Here is a 20,913-nt window from a genome sequence, read left to right on the forward strand (position 1 = left end):
ACTCTATAGTTTTGTATCTTTTAGCGCTCGCGAACTACCCAGAATGTGCAGCGGGTGACGCAGAGGAGCCAGTGGAAGACGAGGAGGGCTGGCAGTGCGGTGGCGATGATGGTGAGCCATTCGAGGTTCCAGACTTCGGCGAGGTGGTGGCTGCCGACGCTGATGGTGCCGGTGGGGAAGGTGGAGGCCCACCAGGCGGGGGAGTATCGCACCCAGTGCGCGACGGCGGGGTAGAAGTGCCACATGGCGAAGGCGATCATGGGGATCGCGATGATGAGCAGCACGGTGCCAACGATAAGCTCGGCATCCTTGCCGAACAGCAGGTCCACGGCGGACACTGTCTGCCCGACGACGCCGAGGGGGATCCAGGCGGTCGCCGCGTTCGGCCCGCTCAGGTCCACTTTTCGACGCCACGCCGCCACATACACCCTGGCAAACAGCGGATACGCTGCGCCTATCGACGCCACCAAGCAGCACACGCCGAGTATCCAGTAGATGTCGCCGCCGCCTTTGGCGTGGGTCGTCCCGGCCGTGTTGGCCGCCATGATGGGGCCGACGAGCGCGAGCCCCCACGCGAAGTTCGGTTCCCCTTGGAAGCCGCGGAGCTGGTTGGCGTACACGGCGAGGCAGGCGGGCGCCCCGACCCAGAAGCCAACCAGGATGAAGGCGAGGTTGTCGGTGAGGTTGGTCCACGCGGTGCCGAGCGACATGATCCCGATGAACGTCATGGCCCACGGCGCCATCATGTCCTGGTGGAAGCGGGGCGTGCGGTAGATGATGAACCCGACGACGAGCGCCACCAGGATGGCCACCCCGATACAGGCCACGACCCACGCCAGAGGGTCGAGTCCGCTGATGACCAGCAGCGTCGCCACCAGCGAGGTCCCCATGAGGCTGCCGCCCCACGCCGGGCCCGCTGGCGGCAGGCTATAGCTGGTCCTGGTTTTCACACGCGCTCACGCTGCCAGGAACGGAATCGGAGTGCGCACGCGCACCAGTGGAACAGCAGCAGGAGCAGCAGCCCGAAGGAGAGGGCGTGCCAGCCCTCGGTCCAGGAGCCCAGGCACAGGGTGCCCACCGGGAATGTGGAGCCCCACCAGCCCGGGCCGTACGGCGCCCAGGTGAAGACCGCCTGGTAGAAGCAGTACATGCCGAAGAGGACGCACGGTACGCCGATGGCGAACATGATGATGCCGTAGAGGTGGGCGTCGAAAAGGAAGGTGGAGGCGGCCGTCGACTGGCCGACAACCCCGAGCGGAATCCAGGCTGTGCCGGCCGCCGCGCCGCGCGGGCGTTCGCGACGCCGCCACAGCGACCAGTAGCAATAGGCGAACAGTGGGATCGCCGGGATGAACGTGAAGAAGAAGCACACGATGCCCGCGTGGTGGTAGAACATGCCGTGCTCTGCGGCGAGCTGCCCGCCCGATGTCGCGGCGACCATCGGCGTGACCGGCGCCAGCCCCCACGGGAACGCCGGGGTGGTGTAGTGCTCCGAGACCTTCCAGAAGCCCCACAGTTGCCATAGACACACCACGATCGATAGTGGCGCGCCGATCCACCAACTGATCAGCTGGAAGATGTCGTTGCCGGTCAGCGCCGTCCACGCCGAGCCGCACGCCAAAAGCCCCCATCGTGTACATGCCCCACGCCGCCATGTTCTGGTGCCGCGGCGGCTCGTTACGGATGCCCACCGTGAACACCGCCAGCAACACCGCCGCCACCAGTGCAAACGCAACCTGTCCGAGGCGGAACCCGTGCAACCCGGACAGTGTAGAGGCGATCGACGTCCCCATCAGGGACCCGGCCCACGCGGGGCCATACTTAGGCAATTGCATGCACCTACGCTAAGCCCGCCGGGCCCGTTTGGCCAACTACGCAACGCGGCCAAACAGCAGCGCTCGGCCGGTTTCCTCCCCCGTATTGCGCACCGTGACGGCCAGGTGCCCAGCCGCAATCCGCCCGACCTGGCCCGGCTTCAGCGCCACACCCTCCAGGCGCAGCCCCTCCGACTGGGCCAGCACGTGGTGCTCGTACTCGTCGTTGACCCACACGGTGACCTGCGCGCCGGGCGCCACCCGCAGCTCCGCGGCAAGCCTTCCCTTGGGCCCCGGCACCTCCTGCCCGGCCAGGCGCCCCGCGTGGACGCGCAGCTTCCCGCCCGGCGTGGTGTCCACCGCGCGCAGCGCCACCCACGCTGAGGGCTCGCGGTCTGTGAGCGCCTGCAGCGACTCCGGCACATCGTCGATCGAACAGATTTCTACAGTTGCACGCATGCGACTATCCTACCGGCGTGCAGAAACTTTCCGGTGGCCTCCTGTTCGCGCTCGCCCTGCTCACCGCGGCGGGCCCGCTTGGCATCGACATGTACTTGCCCGGCATGCCCGAGCTCGCCACCCAATTATCGACGTCCCCCTCCTCCGCCCAACTGACCATCTCGGGGTTCATGCTCGGGATGGCACTCGGCAACCTGGTCTTCGGCGCCATCTCTGACGGCACGGGCCGCAAACCCGCCATCCTGGTCTCCTCGGTGGTGGCGCTCGCGGCATCGGTGGCGTGCGCCCTCGCCCCCACGATCTCCTTCCTGATCGCCGTCCGGTTCCTGCAGGGCCTGGCCGGGGGCTGTGCCGTCGTCGTCACGAGGGCCGTCATCCCCGACATCGCCCACGGCCGCGAGGCCGCCCGTGGCCTGTCGGGCCTGATGGCGATCTCCGGCTTCATGCCCGCCATCGCCCCAGTCCTCGGCGGCCTGATCATCCCCACCTTCACCTGGCGAGGCGTCTTCTGGACCATCGCCGCCGTCAACCTCGCCCAGATCCTCATCGCCTGGCGCTTCGTCCCCGAAACCCTCCCACCCGAGCAGCGGACCCGCGGCACCCTGCGCACCATCTTCCCTCGCATGGTCCAGTGCCTGCGGCGCCCCGCCTTCCTCGGCTACATGTTCGCCGCCGGTCTCGGTTTTGGCACCCTGTTCTCCTATATCTCGGCATCTCCGCTGGTCCTGCAGGTGCAACTTGGCGTTACTCCGACTGCCTTCTCTCTCATCTTCGGCGGCATCGCCCTGCTCATCCCGCTGTCGAACTCCATCAACATGCGCTTGGTGAAGACCCACCAGCCGCGCACCCTCCTCGTTGTGGCGTTATCTGTTGACATCCTCGCCGGCCTGATCCTGCTCGCCTACAGCCAGCTCGGCCCCAGCCTCACGATGGTCCCCTTCATCGCCATCCTCTCCGCCATGGCTGGGTTCATCATGGCGAACGCCTCGGCGCTCGCCGTGGAGGAGATCCGGGACATCGGGATCGGCGCCGGCACCGGCGCGATGGGCTTCTTCCAATTCATCATCGGCGGCCTGGTCCCGCCCCTGGTGGCGCTCGGGTCCAACCCGACCGCATCGATGGCCACCGGCATCCTCACCTGCGCCGGCCTGGCCCTGCTTGGCGTGCTGTTGGGGAGCGCGGCACCACATTCCAGGACTAAAAACATCTAGCACTTCTGTGGCGTGCAGGTATCCTGGGGCCGCTTTTCAAATGCTGGAATTTGGTGCATGGAGTGGGGAGCGAGTGACAATGGACGCAATCCTGTCGGCTGAACCCGGTAAAAGCCCAGGTCGTGAAAAGTGGGTTGCGTCTTTTGTCACTCGGGTCGGCGAGGGTGACACCAAATTCCTTTGCGCAGAGATCGCGACCTGGGGAAATAGCCAGGCACCTTTCCGGAAAATCGGGAATTTGGTGCACGTTCTGCCGCGGTTAGCGCCAAATACCCACATTAACAATCAGCGACCTGGTCTTTTGCGTGCACGTCCAGCTCAACGCTCGAACTTAGAGAAAAAGAGCTATCGATTTCGATCCGGTTCTACTTATCCTCAGAGCGATTGTCCTTGAGAAAGCCCATGAAACTGAAGTATGGGACATCTTCTGTCGCTCGTTGAACGGCTTCGAAAACAGCATCACTAATAGGGTCAATTACCTGGTCACTTAGGTTTAAGACTTCCAGGAAGAAGTGCTGGGTAATCACGTATGGACGAAAGCTCTCCTGATTGCTACCAGGTTCTAATTCTTTAGCAAGTTCGTACTCGTCTTCATCGCATTCACTAACTGTGAAATCAGGAAGAGCGTCAATTTCGGAGAAGGAAAGTTTGAGTTCCTTCTGGAAACGCTCTGCAATGTGGTAAGAATCCTTTTCAGAGCAATACACGTAAAGCTCTTCGTAAAAGCCTTGCAGCTCACCATTTGACAAGGAAGAAAGACTGGTCATTCGAAAGCCGCTCCGTTCATGAGTAGTTGGGATAGTAAGTTTAGCTTTCACGGGGGCAGCAATTTCGGTTGCGCCGAGTGCTAGTGCTTATGCACCGAAGCCAGCATCGGAAGTCTTCCCAGCGCAGAAAAAGCCTCCACGAGGAAAAGGATTCAAGCTCAAGCACTGCCGAGCAATCTAGCGCCCAACCAACACCTAAATAATCTTGCGCTCCCTCGCCCGGTCCACGGCGGCGGTCCGGTTGTCCACGCCGAGCTTGTTATAGATGTGGATCAGGTGGGTTTTCACCGTGGCCTGCGAGATGAAGAGCCGGTCGGCGATGGCGCGGTTGGAGGCGCCGGTCTGCAGGGCGCGCAGGATTTCGATTTCGCGGGCGCTTAGGGCTTCGTCGGGGCGCATGAGGCGCTCGGCGAGGACTCCGGCGACTTCCTGGGAGAGGACGCGTTTGCGCTGGGAGGCGGCGATGATGGCGTCGTGGAGTTCGTCCTCGGGGGCGTCTTTGAGCAGGTAGCCGAGCGCGCCGGCCTCGACGGCGGCGACGACGTCAGCTTCGGTGTCGTAGGTGGTCAGGATGAGCACGGGCGGGCCGCCTGCTTCGCCGAGGCGCCGGGTGACTTCGATGCCGTCCACGTTCGGCATCTGGATGTCGGTGACCACAACGTCGACGTTGTCGGGCATCCGCTCGATGGCGCGCCCGTCCGCGCCCTCGCCAACAACGGTGATGTCGCCGAAGGAGTCGAGTACTGCGCGGAGGCCGGCGCGGACGACGGGGTGGTCGTCGAGAAGCATGACGTTGATCTCACTCATGGGTGTCCTTTCCCAGGGGGATGCTTGCTGCTAGTACGTTACCTTCGACGCTGAGGGTGCCGCCGACTTCCGCGACGCGCGCCCGCAGCCCGCGCAGGCCGTAGCCTTCGGGCCCGGTGATGCCGCGGCCGTTGTCGAAGACGTCGACGGTGGCGACGTCCCCAAGCTTCTCCACCGTGACCACGGCGCGGGTGGCGCCGGCGTGGCGCACGATGTTGGAGAGCCCCTCGCGCACGACTCGCTCGATGACGCCGGCGGCGGGCTCGGGCACGTCCTCGACGTTGAGGTCCACCGTCAGCCGCTGCCCGAGTGCTTGTTGACGCCCCTCCGCTCCCCGCGCGAGCTCCTCCAGCCTGCGTGGCAGGGGTTCGGCGGGCCCGGCGTTGACGGCGACGAAGCGGCGTGCTTCGGCGAGGTTGTCGGAGGCGGTGGCCCGGATGGTGTCGAGGATCTGTTTCGCGCCGGGCTCGGTGATTTGTTTGTCCAGCGTGCGGCCGAGCAGCACGATGGAGCTGAGGCCTTGCGCGATGGTGTCGTGGACTTCGCGGGAGAGGCGGGCGCGTTCTTCGAGGACGCCGGATGCGTGTTCGGCGGCGGCGAGTTCCATGTGGGTGGCCTGGAGTTCGTAGGCGAGGTGTTTGTAGTGGTCGGCTTCGGCGCGGAGTGCCCGGTAGGAGTGGTAGATCAGTAGCGCCAGCACGGTGCCGAGCAGCGGTCCGACCACTCCGCCGATTCCCGCGCCCGGCGCTGTGACCGACAGCGTGAAGGCCAGCAGCAGCGCCGCCACCGCGATACCGGACCAGGTGGGCAGCACCACGGAGACCAGGATGACCAGCGGGAACTCCAACCAGACGAACTCCGCGGCGTGCAGCGCCATAACCACCCACAGCGCGAGGACGGCGGCGAGCCAGGTGTACATGGCAGCGCGGGGGAAGCGCTTGCCTTCGTTGTAGGCCACGGTCCCGGCCAGGTAGAGCAGCGCGAAGGGGACCGCCATGCAGATGGCCAGCGGGTTCCACCTGCTGGAGACAACGCCGACGAGCAGCAGCACGGCAACCAGCACGTGCAGGCTGACGCGCAGGAAGGTGAGGATCCGGTTGGTGGTGTTCACGTTGCTCACCTTAGACGGTGCACCCGACATCCGATGGAGGGCGGATCAACCGGACGGTTGATTCGAGGTTCAACCCCGCTCCCGATGTGGAACGTGCCTGCTCACACGCACAATGTGGGCATGTTCGTCGGATTGAGAGAAATTATGAAAGCCAAGGGTCGCTTCGGCCTCATTGTTGGCACGGTCGGGTTGATCACGTTGCTCGTGGTGATGCTGACCGGGTTGACCAACGGTTTGGGCGAGCAGAACACGGAGGCCTTGGAGGCACTGGATGCAAAGTCGGTGGTCTTCCAGGACATGGATGAGCCTTCCTATATGACGTCGCGCGTGACGGCGGAGGAGGGCACAGTCCCGCTGGGCACCGGCCAGACGTTGCTGCTGCGCGAGAACGGCAAGGAGGAGTCCATCTCCATCCTGGGTCTGCCGAAGGGCACTGAGCTTCCGGGTGGGGAGGTGCTCGGCGACGGCGCGGTCGCGTCGCGTGAGCTACACGTCGCGCCTGGCGACGAGCTCTCCGTCGGCGGCACCCCGATCACCGTCGACGCCGTCACGGATGACCTGTACTTCTCCCACACCGCGGTCCTGTGGGTGAACACGGCGGACTGGAAGGCCGCCATGCACACCGACGCGGACGGCACGGTGCTGCTCGCTAGCGATGACCGCGGCATGAGCATGAAGGACTCCTTCAACGGCCTGGCTGCGTACAAGTCGGAGCAGGCGTCCTTCAACATGATCCTGGGCTTCCTGTACGCCATCGCGGCGCTGGTCATTGTGGCCTTCTTGACGGTGTGGACCATGCAGCGCACCCGTGACCTGGCCATTTTGAAAGCGATTGGGGCGTCGAATAGCTACTTGCGCAAGGATGCGCTGGGTCAGGCGGCGGTGCTGCTGGGCATCGGCGCGGCGGTTGGCGCCCTGATTGCGCTGGGCATTGGGCTGGCGGCGTCGAAGGTGGCGCCGTTCTCGCTGACGGTGCTCACAGTCGCCGGTCCGCCGCTGGCGATTTGGGCGATCGGGATGGTGGGCGCGTTCATCGCGACGCGCCAAATTACAAAAGTTGAGCCGCAGCTCGCACTGGGAGGTATTGCGTAAATGTTGCACATGGAACACGTCACCGTCACGTACCAAGACGGCGAGGACACACTCACGGCGCTGGACAACATCAGTTTCGACGCCAACCCCGGCCACCTCACATTCATCATCGGCGAGTCCGGCTCCGGCAAGTCCACGCTGCTCTCCGCAGCGGCTGGGCTACTGAAGCCCGACAGTGGCACCATTCTTGTCGACGCCACCCCGGTCTCCGACGAAGTCCGTCTGCAGAAGATCGGGATGATTTTCCAGCAGGCCAACCTGATCGGGGCGCTGAATGTCCGGGATCAGCTGCTGGTCACCGACCATATCCGTGGTGTGAAGCCCCGCGTGGACCGCGCGAACGAACTGCTCGCGGAAGTCGGCCTGGACGGCCTCGGGGACCGCAGTATGCAGCAGCTTTCGGGCGGGCAACGCCAGCGCGTCGGCATTGCCCGCGCGCTGATGGGGGAGCCGAAGCTGATCCTGGCGGACGAGCCGACCGCGGCGCTTGACTCCGAGCGCTCCCACGAGATCGTGGCGCTGCTGCGCACCTTGGTGCAGGAGCACGATATTGCCTGCGGGTTCGTCACCCACAACGCGAGCCTTATCTCCGAGAGCGACGAGGTTGTCCGCGTCCGCGACGGTCGTGTGTCGCGGGAACGCGCGCTAGCGTAGCTTCGGGCGCGACCCAAGCGCCAAGGTGATGAACGCGCAGGCCGCCAGTCCGGCCATCATGCAGAGCGTGCCGGGCAGGAAGCCGGCGTCCACCACCGCGGCGCCGAGCGCGGATCCGGCCGCGATCCCGACCTGGTAGGTCACCACGTAGATGGAGCTTGCCAGGTCTTCGTTGCGCTTCCCGGCGTGCAGGAAGATGGTGGTCGCCGACGGCGGCAGCGCCCCGTTTGCTAGCCCGAACACGATGATCATCGCGATAATGAGCAGCACCGATTTCGTCTCCAGCGCGAGCAGCCCCAGCGCCGCCGACCCGACCAGCAGCACGGCGACGAACCCGTTGACCCGGATCATGCGCCGGTCCACCGTGTTGCCCGCCGTCAGCACGCCAATCACCCCGCAGATGCCGAAGAGGGACAGCCCGAACGGGACCAGCTTCGGCCCTGCTGTCGTCGTCATGAGCAGCGCCAGGTAGGTAAAGGTGGTGAACACGGCGGTGACGTTGAACGTCAGGAAGAGCACCAGCGACGGGATCGCCGACTTTGTCCGCTTTGTGCCCGTTGCCGGTTCCGGGTGCTTCGCCGGCATCGAGGGTAGCGACGCCACCAACGCCAGCACCGAGAAAATCACCGCGACGCCCAACACCCAGGTAGCGCCACGCCACCCGATCATCCCGCCGAGCATGGTGGTCAACGGCGTACCGATCACCGCCGACATCGTCGACCCGAACGACACCGTCGCCACCGCCTTGCCCGTCCTTCCCTTCGGCGCCAGCCGTGCCGCCATCGGGTTGATCAGCGACCAGAACAGCCCGTGCGTAAACGCCGCGGTCACCCTCGCCGCCACCAGCACCGCGTAACTGTTCGCGATGCCCTGCAGGATCACGCCCCCGGCGAGGAAGCCGAGCGTGGCCAGGAAGACGGGCCTGCGGTCCCAGTTGCGCGTGAAGTGCATCAGCGGGATGGTCACCACGGCGACCAGGCCGGCGTACACGCTCATGAGGAGGCCGATCTGGCCTTCCGTCACGCCGAGGTCCTGTGCCATGGGCCGAATCAGACCCACCGCGAACATCTCGTAGGTGACGTAGACGAACGCCGCGAAGCTCATCGCGGACAACGGCAGCATAGGGAGCGACGACTGTTTACTCACACGTGACAACCTACACCGCGCGTGTTAGGCGAACGCCCCCAGGTTCAGCGCCTGCATGATCACGGTGCCTCCCGCTAGCACCGCGCCGAGTACCCCAAGCACGATTCCCGCGATTGCGAGCGGCGTGAGCTCCTTCTCTTCCACGGTCTCGGGCGTAGTCGTGGTTGGGGTCGGTTCCGTAGTCGGCTTTGCCGCGGGCCTCGTTGTGGCCGTTGCGGTCGGCTCGGGTGCTTGGGTGGTTGGCGTGGCCGGTGTCGTGGGCGTGGGCTTTGGTGCCGTGCTGGTAGTCAGCGTCGGGATCGGCGGCACCACCGTATTCACCGCGTTCGGCGGGATCGGTAGCGCCAGGGTGGCGTCGCCGCCGGCGGCACAGAGCTTCTCAGCCCGATCCCGCAGAGTGACGTATTCCTTGACGCGCCGCAGGTTGGTGTAGAAGAACGTGTCTGCGTATTGCTGCGCCCAGGCGGTTGCGGCGGCGTCGCTGAGCCCGGGGAAGCGGGTTTGGAGCTCGCGCGCGATGTCTGGGGTTTCAGTGGCTTGGGTGACCGGCCGGAACAGGGCGCGTTGCCCTGGCCCGAGCACCTGGTATTGCCCCATCAGTTCGTAGTAGTGGTAGGTCAGCACGTCATCCGCCGACGCCTGCGGTGTGGTGCGTTGCGGACTGTACTTGAATAGGTACCACTCGGCGACGCTCGCGGGCAGCCCCGCCTCAGTGAAGGCCTCAACCGCGTACGTGTGCTGCAGCGAGTCGGGCCGCGCGAAGTTGCTGGGAGCGAGAAACTCTCGCCCTTCCTCTTCCCTAATCCGCTTATAGACGTCCTCTTCGACCTTCCCCAGCTCCGGAAACGCTTGCCGGAATGTTTGATAGTCCAGCGCGTACTCTTTTTCGGGCGCGGAGAAGTGGAGGCGCGCTGCGTTCATGAGGCGGGCGTATTCGGCGGGGGAGAGGTAGAACGCGCAGAGTTTCGTTGCGGGATCTTGGGGGCCGATGACGGCGGCGTCCGCAACTGGAGATAGCAAACTGGCGCTGAGCCCGAGGGCTACAACGCCAGTGAAAAATCTCCGAGACTCCATGGAGATGAGATTACAGCATCTTGGCTGCTGTCAGGCCGAGGACCGCCAGGATTGCAATCACGATGGTGCCAACAATGCCACCGATGAGGGCAGCCGAGTTATCGCTCGTATCGACTGTCTTCGAAGGCTCCTGGTTCACAGTGGTCTTCCCGTTCAATGGGTTGACCTGAACGTCAACGGAAACCGTGGTGGTCGGAGAGGAAGGCGTGGTGGTTGGCTGCTGTTCCTTGTTACGGTCCGTGCCCTCAGCACCCTGCGAGACTGCGTCCGGGTTGGAGTGCTGCGTTGGGAAGAGCACGATGCCGGACTTGCCGTCGCGGCAGTTGTCCTTCGACTGGTTCAGCGCTGCTTCGACCTCCGCCATGGTGCGGGTCTCTGCGACGCCTTCCTGGTTCTCGAACTGGTCAACCCAAGCAGCTGCCTGTTCGTCGGTGAGGCCCTTGAACTGGTCCTTCTTCTCCTGGATCAGGGCGTCGCGGTCACCGATGGTCGGGAAGACTGGTTCCGGTGCGCGGAACGACTGCTTCGAGGCTGGGATCTCGCCGTTCTCGAAGTACTTGTCGTACTCCAGGATCTCTGGGAGGCGACCCGGGTTCTCGAAGCCTGCCACGACTGCGTCGCTCCACTTGTGGGTGACGTAGTCGAGTGCGACAGACTCTGGCAGTTCCGAGTCCTCAGCGACCTGCTTAGCGAGCTCAGCGAGCTTCGGGCGAGGATCTGGCTGGAACTGCTGCTGGTACGCAAAGTCCGACTTCAGATCGTTGTACAGCTTCTCGCCGTGCACCTTGGCTGCTGGGAAAGCCTGCTCGAATGCGAGCTTCCACGCCTTGTCGACGTCGAAGCTTGCTGCCTTGCCCTTCGACTGCTCATAAAGCTTTGTCTCTTCGGCGTTAAGGCGGATGGAGCATACGCCGGAGACATTCTCGCCAACGGTGGCACCTTCAGCGGAAGGGGCGACCATGGCGCACGCGCCGAGCGAGAGCGCGATTGCGATTGCTTGGAGTCTCCGATTGTTGAACATATTTCTGAGTGTAGCCGAGGGAGCTGCGGAAACGTATTCGTTCGTTGACGCGTGTTTCTGTATTTATCCAGGAAAAACCGTAAATAAACCTTAATATTCACATACTCGCAGGTCCATGACATGTGTTTGCGGGATTGTTCAACATCTACATTTAAGGAAGCCACAAACCAAACAAAGGGACCATACCCCACCTAACCCTTTCTGGGGGTGTACGGGGTGAAAATGCAGTTCATCGGCCCTAAATTACACCGCTGTAATTTAGGGGCCTTACACTGCTTTTGCTAAAAACGTGCGCACCACGCCGTAGCGCTACGCACATTGGATGCAATTTCGCTAGCAGAAGTCTGTGCGTGGCCGTACGGTGTCCGGGAAGCGAGCCACGCAGCCACCGCGTGTACCTGAACCGACTGGGCCAAAAGTAGGACGTCGTCTATCCCGTCGCGCGCCACACGAGCCCCAATAATCCCGGCAAGCACATCGCCGGAGCCGGGTGTGGCGGCCCAGGAGGAGCCGGCGTCGATAAGGATGGATTCCTGACCGTCTGAAACGACAGTGGCGCGCCCTTTGCGGACCACAGTGCAACCAAGTTGGCGGGCGCAGTCGGCAGTCTCCCCGACGCGATCTTTGATCATACCTATATACAGGCGTGAAAATTCACCGTCGTGCGGGGTCACCACAACCCGCGCCAACTTACGCGGCGCGCGGGCCACAAGGGTGAGCGCATCCGCGTCGAGCACCACCGGCACACCCTGCCGCAACACCCAATCGACGGCAGCATCCGCCTCCTCGCCGAGTCCAATTCCGGGACCGCACACCCACGCCTGCACCTGACCGGCTTGCTCCAACTCGCGGGTGGCCACGACCTCCGGCCGCGCCCGTACCACCTCAAGCGCCTGCGCGCCCGCGAACCGCACCATCGCCGGTGTCGCCGTCACCGCCCCAGCCGTGCACAGCAGCGCCGCGCCCGGATACGTGCCGCTGCCAGCGTGGATGCCGACCACACCGCCTGTGTATTTGTCGTCATCGGCGCCGGGCTCCTTGGCGTCCACCGGCACTGGGCCCATCGGCCTGATGCCCTCGAGGTCCAGGCCCGTGTTGGGCACCGCGCGGTACGTCCGCACGTGGCTCTCCGGCAGCGGTAGGCCAATGTCCGCGCACAGTACATTCCCGCAGCGCGTCGAGAGGGCGTGCGCGTAGCGCCACCCGCCGAACGTCACCGTCACGTCGGCCTGCAGCGCGTTGCGGCCGGCCTCGCCGGTGTCGGCATCCACGCCGCTCGGCACGTCCACGGCCAGCACCTGGCTCGCCTCGATGTCGGCGACACCGTCGGGCAGGTCGCCGGCCCCGCCGAGGCCGAAGAGGCCGTCGATAAGAAGGTCGCACACCCCAGGCTTCTCGACGACCCCACCTCCGGCCCCCACAAACGCATCCAACGCCCGCTGCTGCGCCCTGCCCAGCGGCAGCCAGGCCTCGACCTGCCACCCCTCCCTGGCGAGCTCCGCGCCCGCGTACAGCGCATCCCCACCGTTGCCGCCCGGACCCACCAGCAGCAGCACACGCTCTCGCGGCCCCGACATCGCGCGCGCCACGCGCGCCACAGCATGCGCGGCGCGTTGCATCAACGCGTCAGGAGACGCCTCGGCGGCAAGGAGGGGAGCTTCCGCGGCCCGAATCTCCGCGGCGGAATACGCAAACGGTGCAGCAAACATTCCGCTATTCTACGCGCTATTCCGCCTGGCAGGAGGGGCACCAGAACAAATTCCGCCCCTCGTACTTGCGCACCTCGATCGGCGTGCCGCACACAAAGCAGGGCTCGCCGGCGCGGCGGTATACGTAGACCTCACCGCCGTGGTCGTCCTTCCGGGGTGGTCTGTCCATCGCCTCGGGGCTGTGCTCGGGGCGCACAGTATCTATCCGGCCGTGCTCCACCCCATACTCCATCAGCTCGCGCACGTCCTGCCATAGACGCAGGAACTCCCCATGGTCCAACGCGCAGCCCGGCACAAACGGCGAAATACCCAGGCGGAACAGCGGCTCCGCACGATAGATATTGCCCACGCCCGCGAAGTACTGCTGGTCCATCATCAACGACCCAATCGTGCGTCTCGACGCCCGCACCCTTTTCCACAACGCCTCCGGATCCGCGCCCGGATCGAGGGGATCCTCGCCGCTGCGGTCCAGAATCACCTGCTCCTCCGGTGGGGAGACGTAGCGGCAGTACTGCGGGCCGCGCAGGTTCGCCGCCACGTCCTCGTTGGCCAGGCGTAGCCGGATCTGGCCCCACACGTCCTCGGCGGGCTCGAAACGGAAGGAGCCAATCAGACCCAGGTGCACGTGCACCGTTGCCGTGGAGAACTCCAAAAACAGGTGCTTGCCCACCGCGCGGGCCTCCGTCAGGGTGGCGCCGGCGAGCGGGGTGACGTCGAAACGCCCTTGCGGTGAGGAAATCTCGATGAGCTGCCCCGCAAACGTGTCGTTCAGGTGGTGGGCGAGGCGATGGATGACGTGGCCTTCGGGCATTGGACTCTGCTACTCCTTATATCTCACCGATTAAGGTACAGTGCGCGCCGGCTTCCGCTCCGGTCGACCTCTTAGCGTCGACCAATGCAGGTCACGGCAATTTGGGGCTTTTCGACGCCAAAAACCTGATTCCGCGCTGACCAGGGTTGGTCGACCGTAAGAGGTCGACGGGAACCAACCCGCCCCAACGTGCACAAATAGAGATGCGCGCGCTGGCCCGGTATACTTCAGGTTCCATGCCATATAGCGTTGGATTTGATCGGGATAAGTACATTGCGATGCAGTCGGAGCACATTTCGACCCGACGAAAAGCAATTGGGGGAAAGCTCTACCTAGAGATGGGTGGCAAGCTCTTCGACGACAATCATGCCTCCCGCGTTCTGCCGGGGTTTACGCCGGATAACAAGATTGCGATGTTGGACCGCATCAAGGATGAGGTCGAGATCGTGATCGCGTTTAACGCGGGTGACGTGGTGCGTCAGAAGATGCGGGCGGACCTCGGGATTTCTTACGAGGAGGACGTGTTGCGCCTCGTGGATGTGTTCCGGGAGCGCGGGTTCCTCGTCGAGAATGTGGTGGTGACCCAGCTGGAGGGTGAGAACCCGCTGGTGGAGGCGTTCATTGAGAGGCTGCAGCGTCTGGGCCTGACGGTGTCGCGCCACTACATGATTGCCGGGTACCCGCACGATACGCAGCGCATCGTCTCCGAGGAAGGCTTTGGCCGCAACGAGTACGTGGAGACGTCCCGCGACCTGATCGTGATGACGGCACCGGGCCCGGGCTCCGGCAAGCTGGCCACGTGCCTGAGCCAGATTTACCACGAGCACCGTCGCGGTATTAACGCTGGCTACGCCAAGTTTGAGACGTTCCCCATCTGGAACCTGCCGCTGTCGCACCCGGTGAACCTGGCCTACGAGGCCGCGACGGCCGACCTTGATGACGTCAACGTGATCGACCAGTACCACTTGGACGCCTACGGGGAGACCGTCACCAGCTATAACCGCGACATTGAGGTGTTCCCGCTGCTCAAGGCGTTGCTGCGTGAGGTGACGGGGGAGGAGCCGTACCAGTCACCGACGGACATGGGCGTGAACATGGCTGGCTACTGCATCAGTGATGACGCCGCCTGCCGCCACGCGGCGAAGCAGGAGATCGTGCGCCGGTACTACAAGACGCTCGTGGACGAGCGTCGCGACGACACCGACCACACCGTCTCCGACCGGATCCTGAACATCATGCGCAAGGCGGAGGTGACCCCGCAGGACCGCGTGGTGGTCGCTCCGGCCCTGGAGGTCGCACAAACCACCGGCTCGCCGGGCGCTGCGCTGGAGCTGCCGGACGGCACCATCGTGACCGGCAAGACTACGGACCTGTTGGGCCCGTCGGCGGCGGTGCTGCTCAATGCGCTGAAGGTGCTCGCGGGCATCGACGATTCTGTCCACCTCCTGTCGCCGGATTCCATCGAGCCGATCCAGACGCTGAAGACGCGCCACCTCGGGTCCGTGAACCCGCGGCTACATACTGATGAGGTGCTCATTGCGTTGTCGGTGTCGGCGTCGACAAGTAGTGATGCGGCGGCGGCGCTGGAGCAGCTGAAGAACCTGCGCGGCTGCGACGCGCACACCAGCACCATTCTTGGCTCCGTCGACGAGGGCATTTTCCGTAACCTGGGCGTGCTAGTGACCTCGGAGCCGAAGTACTGGAAGAAGGGGCTCTACCACAAGCGCTAAACTCGTGGGCATGACGAGCAAGATCCTCCTGTATTACAAGTTCCAGCCCATCGCGGACCCGGACGCGGTACGCCTCTGGCAGCGCGACCTCTGCGAGGGCCTGGGACTGACCGGCCGCATCCTGATCTCGAAGGACGGTATCAACGGCACCGTCGGCGGCGACATTAAGGCCTGCAAGACCTACGTGAAGAAGACGAAGGAGTACTTCCGGGGCATCGAGTTCAAGTGGTCCGAGGGCGGCGCGGAGGACTTCCCGAAGCTGTCGGTCAAGGCGCGCGATGAGATCGTGGCGTTCGGCGCGCCGGGCGAGCTGAAGGTGGACGAGCATGGCGTCGTCGGGGGCGGCACACACCTGAAGCCGGAGGAAGTCAACGAGCTGGTGGCCAACAACCCGGATGTTGTGTTTTTCGACGGCCGCAACGCCCGCGAGGCCGAGATCGGCAAGTTTAAGAACGCCGTGGTCCCGGACGTGGACACCACCCACGACTTCATCAAGGAGCTGGAGAGCGGCAAGTACGACTGGATGAAGGACAAGCCAGTCATCTCTTACTGCACCGGCGGTATCCGCTGCGAGATCCTGTCCAGCCTGATGAAGAACCGCGGCTTCGAGGAGGTCTACCAGATCGACGGCGGCATCGTCCGCTACGGCGAGAAGTACGGCAACTCGGGCCTGTGGGAGGGCTCGCTGTACGTGTTCGATAAACGGATGCACACCGAGTTCGGCCCGGAGAATGACCCGGACTATGTGCAGCTGGGCCACTGCGTGCACTGCGGGGCGCCGTCGAACATGTTCTATAACTGCGCGAACGAACCGGAGTGCCGCCACCAGTACTTAAGCTGCGAGGCCTGCCGGGAGGAGAACCCGTACTGCGCTGATTGCGCTAGTGCGTCGCATCAAGCGCCAGCATCCCAATCGTGACCGTCAGCCACCACATGGTGAACGGCACGATGGGCAGCCAGAACACGCCCATCCAGGGGATCCAGCGCTCGTAGCGGTTGAGCTTGCGCACCATCAGCACCGCGCAGGTGAGCAGGCCCGCCACCGGCGGAATCGAGGTGACGACGGCCCACCAGGTCCGCCACGACTCGGTGCACAGCCACGTCGCGTCCCCGGCCTCACACAGGGGGCCGCCCTGCACGCGGGCGACGGCGGCGAGTGCCCACGCGAACAGCAGCGTGCCAAGCACCGTCACCACCGCAAGCGTGATCGCCTGCTTCGTCGACGCCTTGTTGCGCCGCGCGACCTCCAGCGGGTCCGGCTCTAGGGCAAGCTCGTCGAAGCTGGCAGGCTCCGGCCGGACGCGGGAGAAGCGGTCCGCGCCGGAATGCAGATCGTTTTCGGGGTGGTCAAATACGTCAGCCATGGTTAGTGCTTCCCTCGTGGGTACACGATGACGGGCACGGGGGCGAAGCGGATGAACTCGCCCTCGCGGGTGCCAACGAACACGCGCTTGAGCGGGCCCGAGGACTTCGAGCCCAGGCACAAGATGTCGCCCTTCTTCCACTTCACCGAGTCGATGGCCTTCTTCCAACCCTTGCCGGTGGCGACGAAGTTGGAGACGTCGAGACGTTCGGTGTGCTCCGGCCCGAGGTGTTCCGCGACAGCAAACGCCGAGTCGCGTGCGCGGTCCAACAGGCCGAGCGCGGCCTCGTTCCACTCCATCTGGTCTTCCTGATCGTCGAAACCGCCGCCCTCGCTGGGGGAAAACGCGATGATGCGCAGCGGGACGTCGAGAAGGCAGGCGAGCGTGGTGGCGTACGCCAGGCCGGAGAAGCTCGGCTGCACCGCGCCAGAGTCGATGAGCGAGTAGGTGACGCGGGTGATGCCCTTCTTCGAAAGCTGCACGCCCTTCGGCGCCAGGCCCAGCGGAAGCGGGGAGGAGTGCATCATCTCGTCCGCGTCGGAGGTCGGCCGGAAGCGGCCTTTCGATGTCTTCGACTTCGAGCCGAGCAGCAAAATATCAGCCTCGAAACCGTCCGCCATCTCGAACAGGCACTCCGCGAGGCTGCCGCGCTCCAGCACCTGCGCCACCGGGTCCGCCCACTGCGAACGCGGCAACTCGTGCTTCAGCGCCTTCGTGGCCTTCTCGCTGATGGTGTCTCGCTGCTTCTGCAGCCACTTGTCGTACTTCTTCGACGACAGCGACTTCGTCCACGAACCCGACACCGACGCCGCAACCCGCACCGTCACGGGCAGGCTCCGCCCCAGCCAGGCGGCGAACTCGATCGCCTCCGAGTTGGAAGCATCCCAACCAACGAGCACTCGAAGTGGGCGCTCAGACTCAAAGGACTGGGCTAGTTCAGAAGAGAAAGATCGTGGCGCCATACCGACCTAGTGTATTAGCTTTCCGGGTTCGCGTAGACGTCTGCCAGGGTATTAATTGCCTCGGTGGCGGCGTCGAGCTGCTGCAGCGAGGCGTCATCAAGCGTGGCGAGCATATCCGCGAGGTACTGCGTGCGCTCCTTGCCCACTCGCCTCAGCTCGCGTTTGCCCTGGTCAGTTAGGTCGACGAGCACGCCGCGCCTGTCCTCCGCGGAGCGCGTGCGGTGCACTAGGCCGCGCTTCTCCAGCTGGTTGATGGTGTTCGAGGCCGTCGGCATTCGCACGCCCTCTGACGTGGCGATATGGCTGATCCGGCTTGGCCCTTCCACCTCGAGGCGACGCAAGATCGAAAGCTGGGGGCCGGTGAGGTCGGAGCGTTCCGTATTTCGGAAATACGCGACATACAAACTCGTCATCGCCGGGCGAATACGCTGTGCCAACTCCAACGGGTCAGGACGATCAGCCATAAGGACCTGCCTTGTACAAAAGAGACGAACAAAACGTGCAACGCATCATTCTATACATAGGCGAAGGAAACTATGTTGTTGCGCTAGTATGGCGGCGATGTTCACCTACCAGCACGAAGTTTCGCACGAATGGCAACGCCGGGCGGCCCTTCGCGCCTATCACGCCGGGCACATTCCCAAAGAAGAGCTTTGCGACGCCGACTTCCTCCTCCGCGCAGCCGCAGAACATCACGGAGAGGCGTCGAAAAGAAACTGCCCAATTTGCGGCCGTGACATGCGAGAAGTGCGCTGGGTGTACAGCGAAAAGCTTGGACGTCGCACCGGCACAGCACGCAGCGAGGCCGAGATTGACACCCTCGTTGGTGAGGTCGGCCCCATCACCGTGCACAAGGTGGAAGTGTGCCCCCACTGCCACTGGAACCACTTGTTGCAAGAATGGACCGCCACTCCAGTGCGGTAAAAACGCCCGGTACGGGTAGTGTGTGCTGTAGCAATTCTGTAGGTGATCGTACAGGGACAATGTGTGACTAACGTAGACGAGAAAACCAAGACCCCATCCAAGTCCCGGTCGCGGACGGGCCAATGGGTCCTAGCCATGCTCCTGCTCTTGGTGCTGCTGGCCAGCATCCCAGCTGTGTGGTTTATCTGGAACTACCAGCGGGCGAACATCCCGGAGCCGCATGAGATCGAAACGGCGCAGATCTCAAACCTCTACTTTAACGACGGCAAAACCGACCTGGCTCGCATCGTGCCGCCGGAGGGCAACCGCGTTCAGATCCCGCTGGAGCAGGTGCCAGTTGACGTGCAAAACGCCGTCCTCGCTGCCGAGGACCGCGACTTCTGGGACAACTCCGGCTTCTCCTTCACCGGCTTCGGTCGCGCCGTGATCGGCCAGATTACCGGCAACGCATCAGCCGGTGGTGGCTCCACGATTACGCAGCAGTACGTGAAGAACGCCCTGGTCGGCAATGAGCACTCCTATGAGCGCAAGGCCAAAGAGCTCGTCTACTCCATCAAGATGACCCACTCTTGGACCAAGGAAGAAATCCTCAACGCCTACCTCAACACCGTCTACTTCGGGCGCAACGCATACGGCATCGAGGCTGCCGCGCACGCATTCTTCGACAAACCGGCCAGCGAGCTGACGCTGGAGGAGGGCGGCGTGCTTGCGTCCTCCATCCAGCTGCCGAGCCAGCTCGACCCGTGGACCAACCCTGATGGCGCGAAAGCCCGCTGGAACTACGTGATGGATGGGCTCGTTGAGACGAACAAGCTCGACCCTGCGAAGCGCGCCGGGCTGCAGTACCCGGAGACCCGCGATCCGTCGACCTACTCCGCCTACACCGAGGCGAGCGGCCCGAACGGCCTGATTAAGAACCAGGTGATGACGGAGCTGGCCACCATCGGCATCTCCGAGTCGGACCTTACCAACCGTGGTTTGAAGATCACCACCACGATTGACCCGAACTCGCAGTCAGAGGTTGAGCGGATTTCCCGCGAGCAGCTTTCGCTCCTGCAGGACGACGCCCGCACCGGCGTCGTGGCCATCGACCCGAAGACGGGCGCAGTACGCGCCTACTACGGCGGCGACGACCCCTCCGGCTGGGACTACGCCAACGCCGGCCTGCAGACCGGCTCCACCTTCAAGATCTTCGCGCTGGCCGCGGCCTTGCAGCAGGGCATCCCGCTCAACGCGATGTACTCGGCCACCCCGGTGACGCTGCCAGGCGGCCACGTAGTGACCAACTGGGACGGCGGCGGCTCCGGCATGCTCTCCATGCTCGACGCCACCCGCACCTCCTCGAACACCGCGTTCATGCGCATCCAGGATGACCTGGACAACACCACGCAGGACACCGCGGACATGGCGCACGCCCTCGGCGTGGCCCGCTCCATCCCGGGCATCCCGGTCACGCTGCGTGAAAACGGTGGCCAGCCCTACGAGGGCATCGTGCTGGGCCAGTATCAGTCCCGTGTACTCGACATGGCCACCGCCGTCTCCACGCTGACGAACCGCGGTCTGGCGCACCCGACGCACTTCGTGCAGCGCGTCACCGACGCCTACGGCGAGGTCCTCTACGAGTTCGACCCCGGCTACACGGAACGCCGCGTTTCCCAGCAGGTCGCTGACAACGTGATCAAGGCGATGCAGTCCGTCGTCCCGTACTCCAACGCCGTGCTGGCAGGCGGTCGCCCGTCCGCCGCGAAGACCGGTACCGCCCAGCTTGGTAACACCGGCCTGAACAAGGATGCGTGGACCGTCGGCTCGACGCCGCAGCTCGCCGTGGCCGTGTGGGTCGGTACCGCCGACAACACCTCGGCGATCTTCAACTCCTACGGCGGCAACATGTTCGGCGCCGACACTCCAGGCCGGATCTGGAAGAACGTGCTGGACTCCCTCCTGCAGGGCCAGGACTTCGAGTACTTCCCTGAGGCATCCCCTGTGTACTGGGGCGTCAACCCCTACTCGGGCGGCGTGAACCTGGGCGGCTACTACGGTGGCTTCTCCGGTAATTCGACCACGGGTGCTCCGGCTGATGCGGCGTCGCCAAGCGCCGACGCCAACGCGCCGACGGGCGAGGCCGGACCTGGCCAGCCGGCGGCACCAGCCCCCGCACCGGCTCCGGCTCCGGCGCCAGCACCGGCGCCCGCGCCGCGGCCGGACCCGGTACAGGACGCAATCGACCAGGTTATAAACGATATCTTTGGATAACGGA

The 20,913-nt window shown here is 64.2% G+C and carries 21 protein-coding genes; 7 read left to right on the forward strand and 14 right to left on the reverse strand.

The window, feature by feature from the left end:
* Positions 1 to 20: 20 nt before the first annotated feature.
* The 3 genes from HMPREF3170_RS06340 to HMPREF3170_RS06350 form a co-directional block, all read right to left on the reverse strand.
* Entirely contained in the window at positions 21 to 950 is a 930-nt protein-coding gene (locus HMPREF3170_RS06340; protein WP_246814931.1) for an SLAC1 family transporter, read from the reverse strand.
* On the reverse strand, positions 947 to 1,621 hold the full coding sequence (locus HMPREF3170_RS06345) for an SLAC1 family transporter (RefSeq protein ID WP_246814932.1): 675 nt from the start codon (positions 1,619 to 1,621) through the stop codon (positions 947 to 949). Before HMPREF3170_RS06345 ends, HMPREF3170_RS06340 begins: the two co-directional genes overlap by 4 nt.
* 250 nt (positions 1,622 to 1,871) lie before the next feature.
* Entirely contained in the window at positions 1,872 to 2,273 is a 402-nt protein-coding gene (locus HMPREF3170_RS06350; protein ID WP_070478569.1) for a hypothetical protein, read from the reverse strand.
* Between the two features lie 17 nt (positions 2,274 to 2,290).
* On the opposite strand from HMPREF3170_RS06350, the gene HMPREF3170_RS06355 reads away from it, so the two are divergent.
* The gene (locus tag HMPREF3170_RS06355; RefSeq protein ID WP_070478727.1) at positions 2,291 to 3,484 is read left to right on the forward strand and encodes a multidrug effflux MFS transporter; all 1,194 of its coding nucleotides are present in this window, start codon (positions 2,291 to 2,293) and stop codon (positions 3,482 to 3,484) included.
* A 365-nt stretch (positions 3,485 to 3,849) separates the two neighbouring features.
* Here the strand turns inward: HMPREF3170_RS06355 and HMPREF3170_RS06360 are convergent, their stop codons facing one another.
* The 3 genes from HMPREF3170_RS06360 to HMPREF3170_RS06370 all read right to left on the reverse strand — a co-directional run bounded on the left by HMPREF3170_RS06360 (position 3,850) and on the right by HMPREF3170_RS06370 (position 6,199).
* Positions 3,850 to 4,251 (reverse strand): hypothetical protein, encoded by a 402-nt coding sequence (locus HMPREF3170_RS06360; protein ID WP_070361708.1) that lies wholly within the window; start codon positions 4,249 to 4,251, stop codon positions 3,850 to 3,852.
* 195 nt (positions 4,252 to 4,446) lie between these two features.
* A complete protein-coding gene (locus HMPREF3170_RS06365) occupies positions 4,447 to 5,058 on the reverse strand; it encodes a response regulator (protein WP_070478570.1) in 612 nt (203 codons plus the stop codon).
* A complete protein-coding gene (locus HMPREF3170_RS06370) occupies positions 5,051 to 6,199 on the reverse strand; it encodes a sensor histidine kinase (protein WP_070478572.1) in 1,149 nt (382 codons plus the stop codon). The genes HMPREF3170_RS06365 and HMPREF3170_RS06370 overlap by 8 nt, the downstream gene beginning before the upstream one ends.
* Before the next feature lie 90 nt (positions 6,200 to 6,289).
* On the opposite strand from HMPREF3170_RS06370, the gene HMPREF3170_RS06375 reads away from it, so the two are divergent.
* Both HMPREF3170_RS06375 and HMPREF3170_RS06380 read left to right on the forward strand, forming a co-directional pair.
* Positions 6,290 to 7,261: an ABC transporter permease gene (locus HMPREF3170_RS06375; RefSeq protein ID WP_070478729.1), complete on the forward strand. Its 972-nt coding sequence runs from the start codon at positions 6,290 to 6,292 to the stop codon at positions 7,259 to 7,261.
* Entirely contained in the window at positions 7,262 to 7,915 is a 654-nt protein-coding gene (locus tag HMPREF3170_RS06380; protein WP_070478574.1) for an ABC transporter ATP-binding protein, read from the forward strand.
* Here the strand turns inward: HMPREF3170_RS06380 and HMPREF3170_RS06385 are convergent.
* From HMPREF3170_RS06385 to HMPREF3170_RS06405, 5 genes are all read right to left on the reverse strand, one after another.
* On the reverse strand, positions 7,907 to 9,019 hold the full coding sequence (locus HMPREF3170_RS06385; protein ID WP_083290910.1) for an MFS transporter: 1,113 nt from the start codon (positions 9,017 to 9,019) through the stop codon (positions 7,907 to 7,909). The two genes, HMPREF3170_RS06380 and HMPREF3170_RS06385, sit on opposite strands and share 9 nt — an antisense overlap.
* A 66-nt stretch (positions 9,020 to 9,085) precedes the next feature.
* A complete protein-coding gene (locus HMPREF3170_RS06390) occupies positions 9,086 to 10,135 on the reverse strand; it encodes a hypothetical protein (RefSeq protein WP_141742229.1) in 1,050 nt (349 codons plus the stop codon).
* 10 nt (positions 10,136 to 10,145) lie between these two features.
* On the reverse strand, positions 10,146 to 11,156 hold the full coding sequence (locus HMPREF3170_RS06395; RefSeq protein WP_070478580.1) for a hypothetical protein: 1,011 nt from the start codon (positions 11,154 to 11,156) through the stop codon (positions 10,146 to 10,148).
* 281 nt (positions 11,157 to 11,437) lie between these two features.
* Complete coding sequence (locus HMPREF3170_RS06400) at positions 11,438 to 12,865, reverse strand: bifunctional ADP-dependent NAD(P)H-hydrate dehydratase/NAD(P)H-hydrate epimerase (RefSeq protein ID WP_070478581.1); 1,428 nt, start codon at positions 12,863 to 12,865, stop codon at positions 11,438 to 11,440.
* 16 nt (positions 12,866 to 12,881) lie between these two features.
* Positions 12,882 to 13,676 (reverse strand): Fpg/Nei family DNA glycosylase, encoded by a 795-nt coding sequence (locus HMPREF3170_RS06405; RefSeq protein WP_070478583.1) that lies wholly within the window; start codon positions 13,674 to 13,676, stop codon positions 12,882 to 12,884.
* A gap of 236 nt (positions 13,677 to 13,912) precedes the next feature.
* Here HMPREF3170_RS06405 and HMPREF3170_RS06410 point away from each other — a divergent pair, with 236 nt between their 5' ends.
* Positions 13,913 to 15,406 carry a DUF1846 domain-containing protein gene (locus HMPREF3170_RS06410; RefSeq protein WP_070478585.1) on the forward strand — a complete coding sequence of 498 codons (1,494 nt, stop codon included), beginning with the start codon at positions 13,913 to 13,915 and terminating at the stop codon, positions 15,404 to 15,406.
* 10 nt (positions 15,407 to 15,416) lie between these two features.
* Positions 15,417 to 16,325: an oxygen-dependent tRNA uridine(34) hydroxylase TrhO gene (locus HMPREF3170_RS06415; RefSeq protein WP_070478587.1), complete on the forward strand. Its 909-nt coding sequence runs from the start codon at positions 15,417 to 15,419 to the stop codon at positions 16,323 to 16,325.
* On the opposite strand, the gene HMPREF3170_RS06420 is transcribed toward HMPREF3170_RS06415, so the two are convergent.
* From HMPREF3170_RS06420 to HMPREF3170_RS06430, 3 genes are read right to left on the reverse strand one after another with little or no spacing between them, the layout of a single operon-like run.
* Positions 16,288 to 16,770, reverse strand: coding sequence for a hypothetical protein (locus HMPREF3170_RS06420; RefSeq protein ID WP_070478589.1), 483 nt, complete (start codon positions 16,768 to 16,770; stop codon positions 16,288 to 16,290). The two genes, HMPREF3170_RS06415 and HMPREF3170_RS06420, sit on opposite strands and share 38 nt — an antisense overlap.
* 2 nt (positions 16,771 to 16,772) lie before the next feature.
* Positions 16,773 to 17,732, reverse strand: a complete 960-nt coding sequence (locus tag HMPREF3170_RS06425) for a universal stress protein (RefSeq protein WP_070478591.1) — start codon at positions 17,730 to 17,732, stop codon at positions 16,773 to 16,775.
* 14 nt (positions 17,733 to 17,746) lie between these two features.
* Positions 17,747 to 18,196, reverse strand: coding sequence for a MarR family winged helix-turn-helix transcriptional regulator (locus HMPREF3170_RS06430; RefSeq protein ID WP_070361721.1), 450 nt, complete (start codon positions 18,194 to 18,196; stop codon positions 17,747 to 17,749).
* A 97-nt stretch (positions 18,197 to 18,293) separates the two neighbouring features.
* Here HMPREF3170_RS06430 and HMPREF3170_RS06435 point away from each other — a divergent pair, with 97 nt between their 5' ends.
* Together HMPREF3170_RS06435 and HMPREF3170_RS06440 are read left to right on the forward strand one after the other, a co-directional pair.
* The gene (locus HMPREF3170_RS06435; RefSeq protein ID WP_070478730.1) at positions 18,294 to 18,656 is read left to right on the forward strand and encodes a DUF5318 family protein; all 363 of its coding nucleotides are present in this window, start codon (positions 18,294 to 18,296) and stop codon (positions 18,654 to 18,656) included.
* Between the two features lie 63 nt (positions 18,657 to 18,719).
* Positions 18,720 to 20,909, forward strand: a complete 2,190-nt coding sequence (locus HMPREF3170_RS06440) for a transglycosylase domain-containing protein (RefSeq protein WP_070478593.1) — start codon at positions 18,720 to 18,722, stop codon at positions 20,907 to 20,909.
* Positions 20,910 to 20,913 lie beyond the last annotated feature (4 nt).

It is taken from the genome of Corynebacterium sp. HMSC08D02 (genome assembly GCF_001807505.1).
Lineage (GTDB): Bacteria > Actinomycetota > Actinomycetes > Mycobacteriales > Mycobacteriaceae > Corynebacterium > Corynebacterium pseudogenitalium.

Bases quoted from the DNA above. Each gene is read 5' to 3' on its own strand.
- HMPREF3170_RS06420 (WP_070478589.1), bottom strand. From the start codon at position 16,770: ATGGCTGACGTATTTGACCACCCCGAAAACGATCTGCATTCCGGCGCG.
- HMPREF3170_RS06360 (WP_070361708.1), bottom strand. From the start codon at position 4,251: ATGACCAGTCTTTCTTCCTTGTCAAATGGTGAGCTGCAAGGCTTTTAC.
- HMPREF3170_RS06380 (WP_070478574.1), top strand. From the start codon at position 7,262: ATGTTGCACATGGAACACGTCACCGTCACGTACCAAGACGGCGAGGAC.
- HMPREF3170_RS06390 (WP_141742229.1), bottom strand. From the start codon at position 10,135: ATGGAGTCTCGGAGATTTTTCACTGGCGTTGTAGCCCTCGGGCTCAGC.
- HMPREF3170_RS06410 (WP_070478585.1), top strand. From the start codon at position 13,913: ATGCCATATAGCGTTGGATTTGATCGGGATAAGTACATTGCGATGCAG.
- HMPREF3170_RS06370 (WP_070478572.1), bottom strand. From the start codon at position 6,199: ATGTCGGGTGCACCGTCTAAGGTGAGCAACGTGAACACCACCAACCGG.
- HMPREF3170_RS06375 (WP_070478729.1), top strand. From the start codon at position 6,290: ATGTTCGTCGGATTGAGAGAAATTATGAAAGCCAAGGGTCGCTTCGGC.
- HMPREF3170_RS06400 (WP_070478581.1), bottom strand. From the start codon at position 12,865: ATGTTTGCTGCACCGTTTGCGTATTCCGCCGCGGAGATTCGGGCCGCG.
- HMPREF3170_RS06405 (WP_070478583.1), bottom strand. From the start codon at position 13,676: ATGCCCGAAGGCCACGTCATCCATCGCCTCGCCCACCACCTGAACGAC.
- HMPREF3170_RS06395 (WP_070478580.1), bottom strand. From the start codon at position 11,156: ATGTTCAACAATCGGAGACTCCAAGCAATCGCAATCGCGCTCTCGCTC.
- HMPREF3170_RS06350 (WP_070478569.1), bottom strand. From the start codon at position 2,273: ATGCGTGCAACTGTAGAAATCTGTTCGATCGACGATGTGCCGGAGTCG.
- HMPREF3170_RS06430 (WP_070361721.1), bottom strand. From the start codon at position 18,196: ATGGCTGATCGTCCTGACCCGTTGGAGTTGGCACAGCGTATTCGCCCG.
- HMPREF3170_RS06365 (WP_070478570.1), bottom strand. From the start codon at position 5,058: ATGAGTGAGATCAACGTCATGCTTCTCGACGACCACCCCGTCGTCCGC.
- HMPREF3170_RS06415 (WP_070478587.1), top strand. From the start codon at position 15,417: ATGACGAGCAAGATCCTCCTGTATTACAAGTTCCAGCCCATCGCGGAC.
- HMPREF3170_RS06385 (WP_083290910.1), bottom strand. From the start codon at position 9,019: ATGAGCTTCGCGGCGTTCGTCTACGTCACCTACGAGATGTTCGCGGTG.
- HMPREF3170_RS06425 (WP_070478591.1), bottom strand. From the start codon at position 17,732: ATGGCGCCACGATCTTTCTCTTCTGAACTAGCCCAGTCCTTTGAGTCT.
- HMPREF3170_RS06435 (WP_070478730.1), top strand. From the start codon at position 18,294: ATGTTCACCTACCAGCACGAAGTTTCGCACGAATGGCAACGCCGGGCG.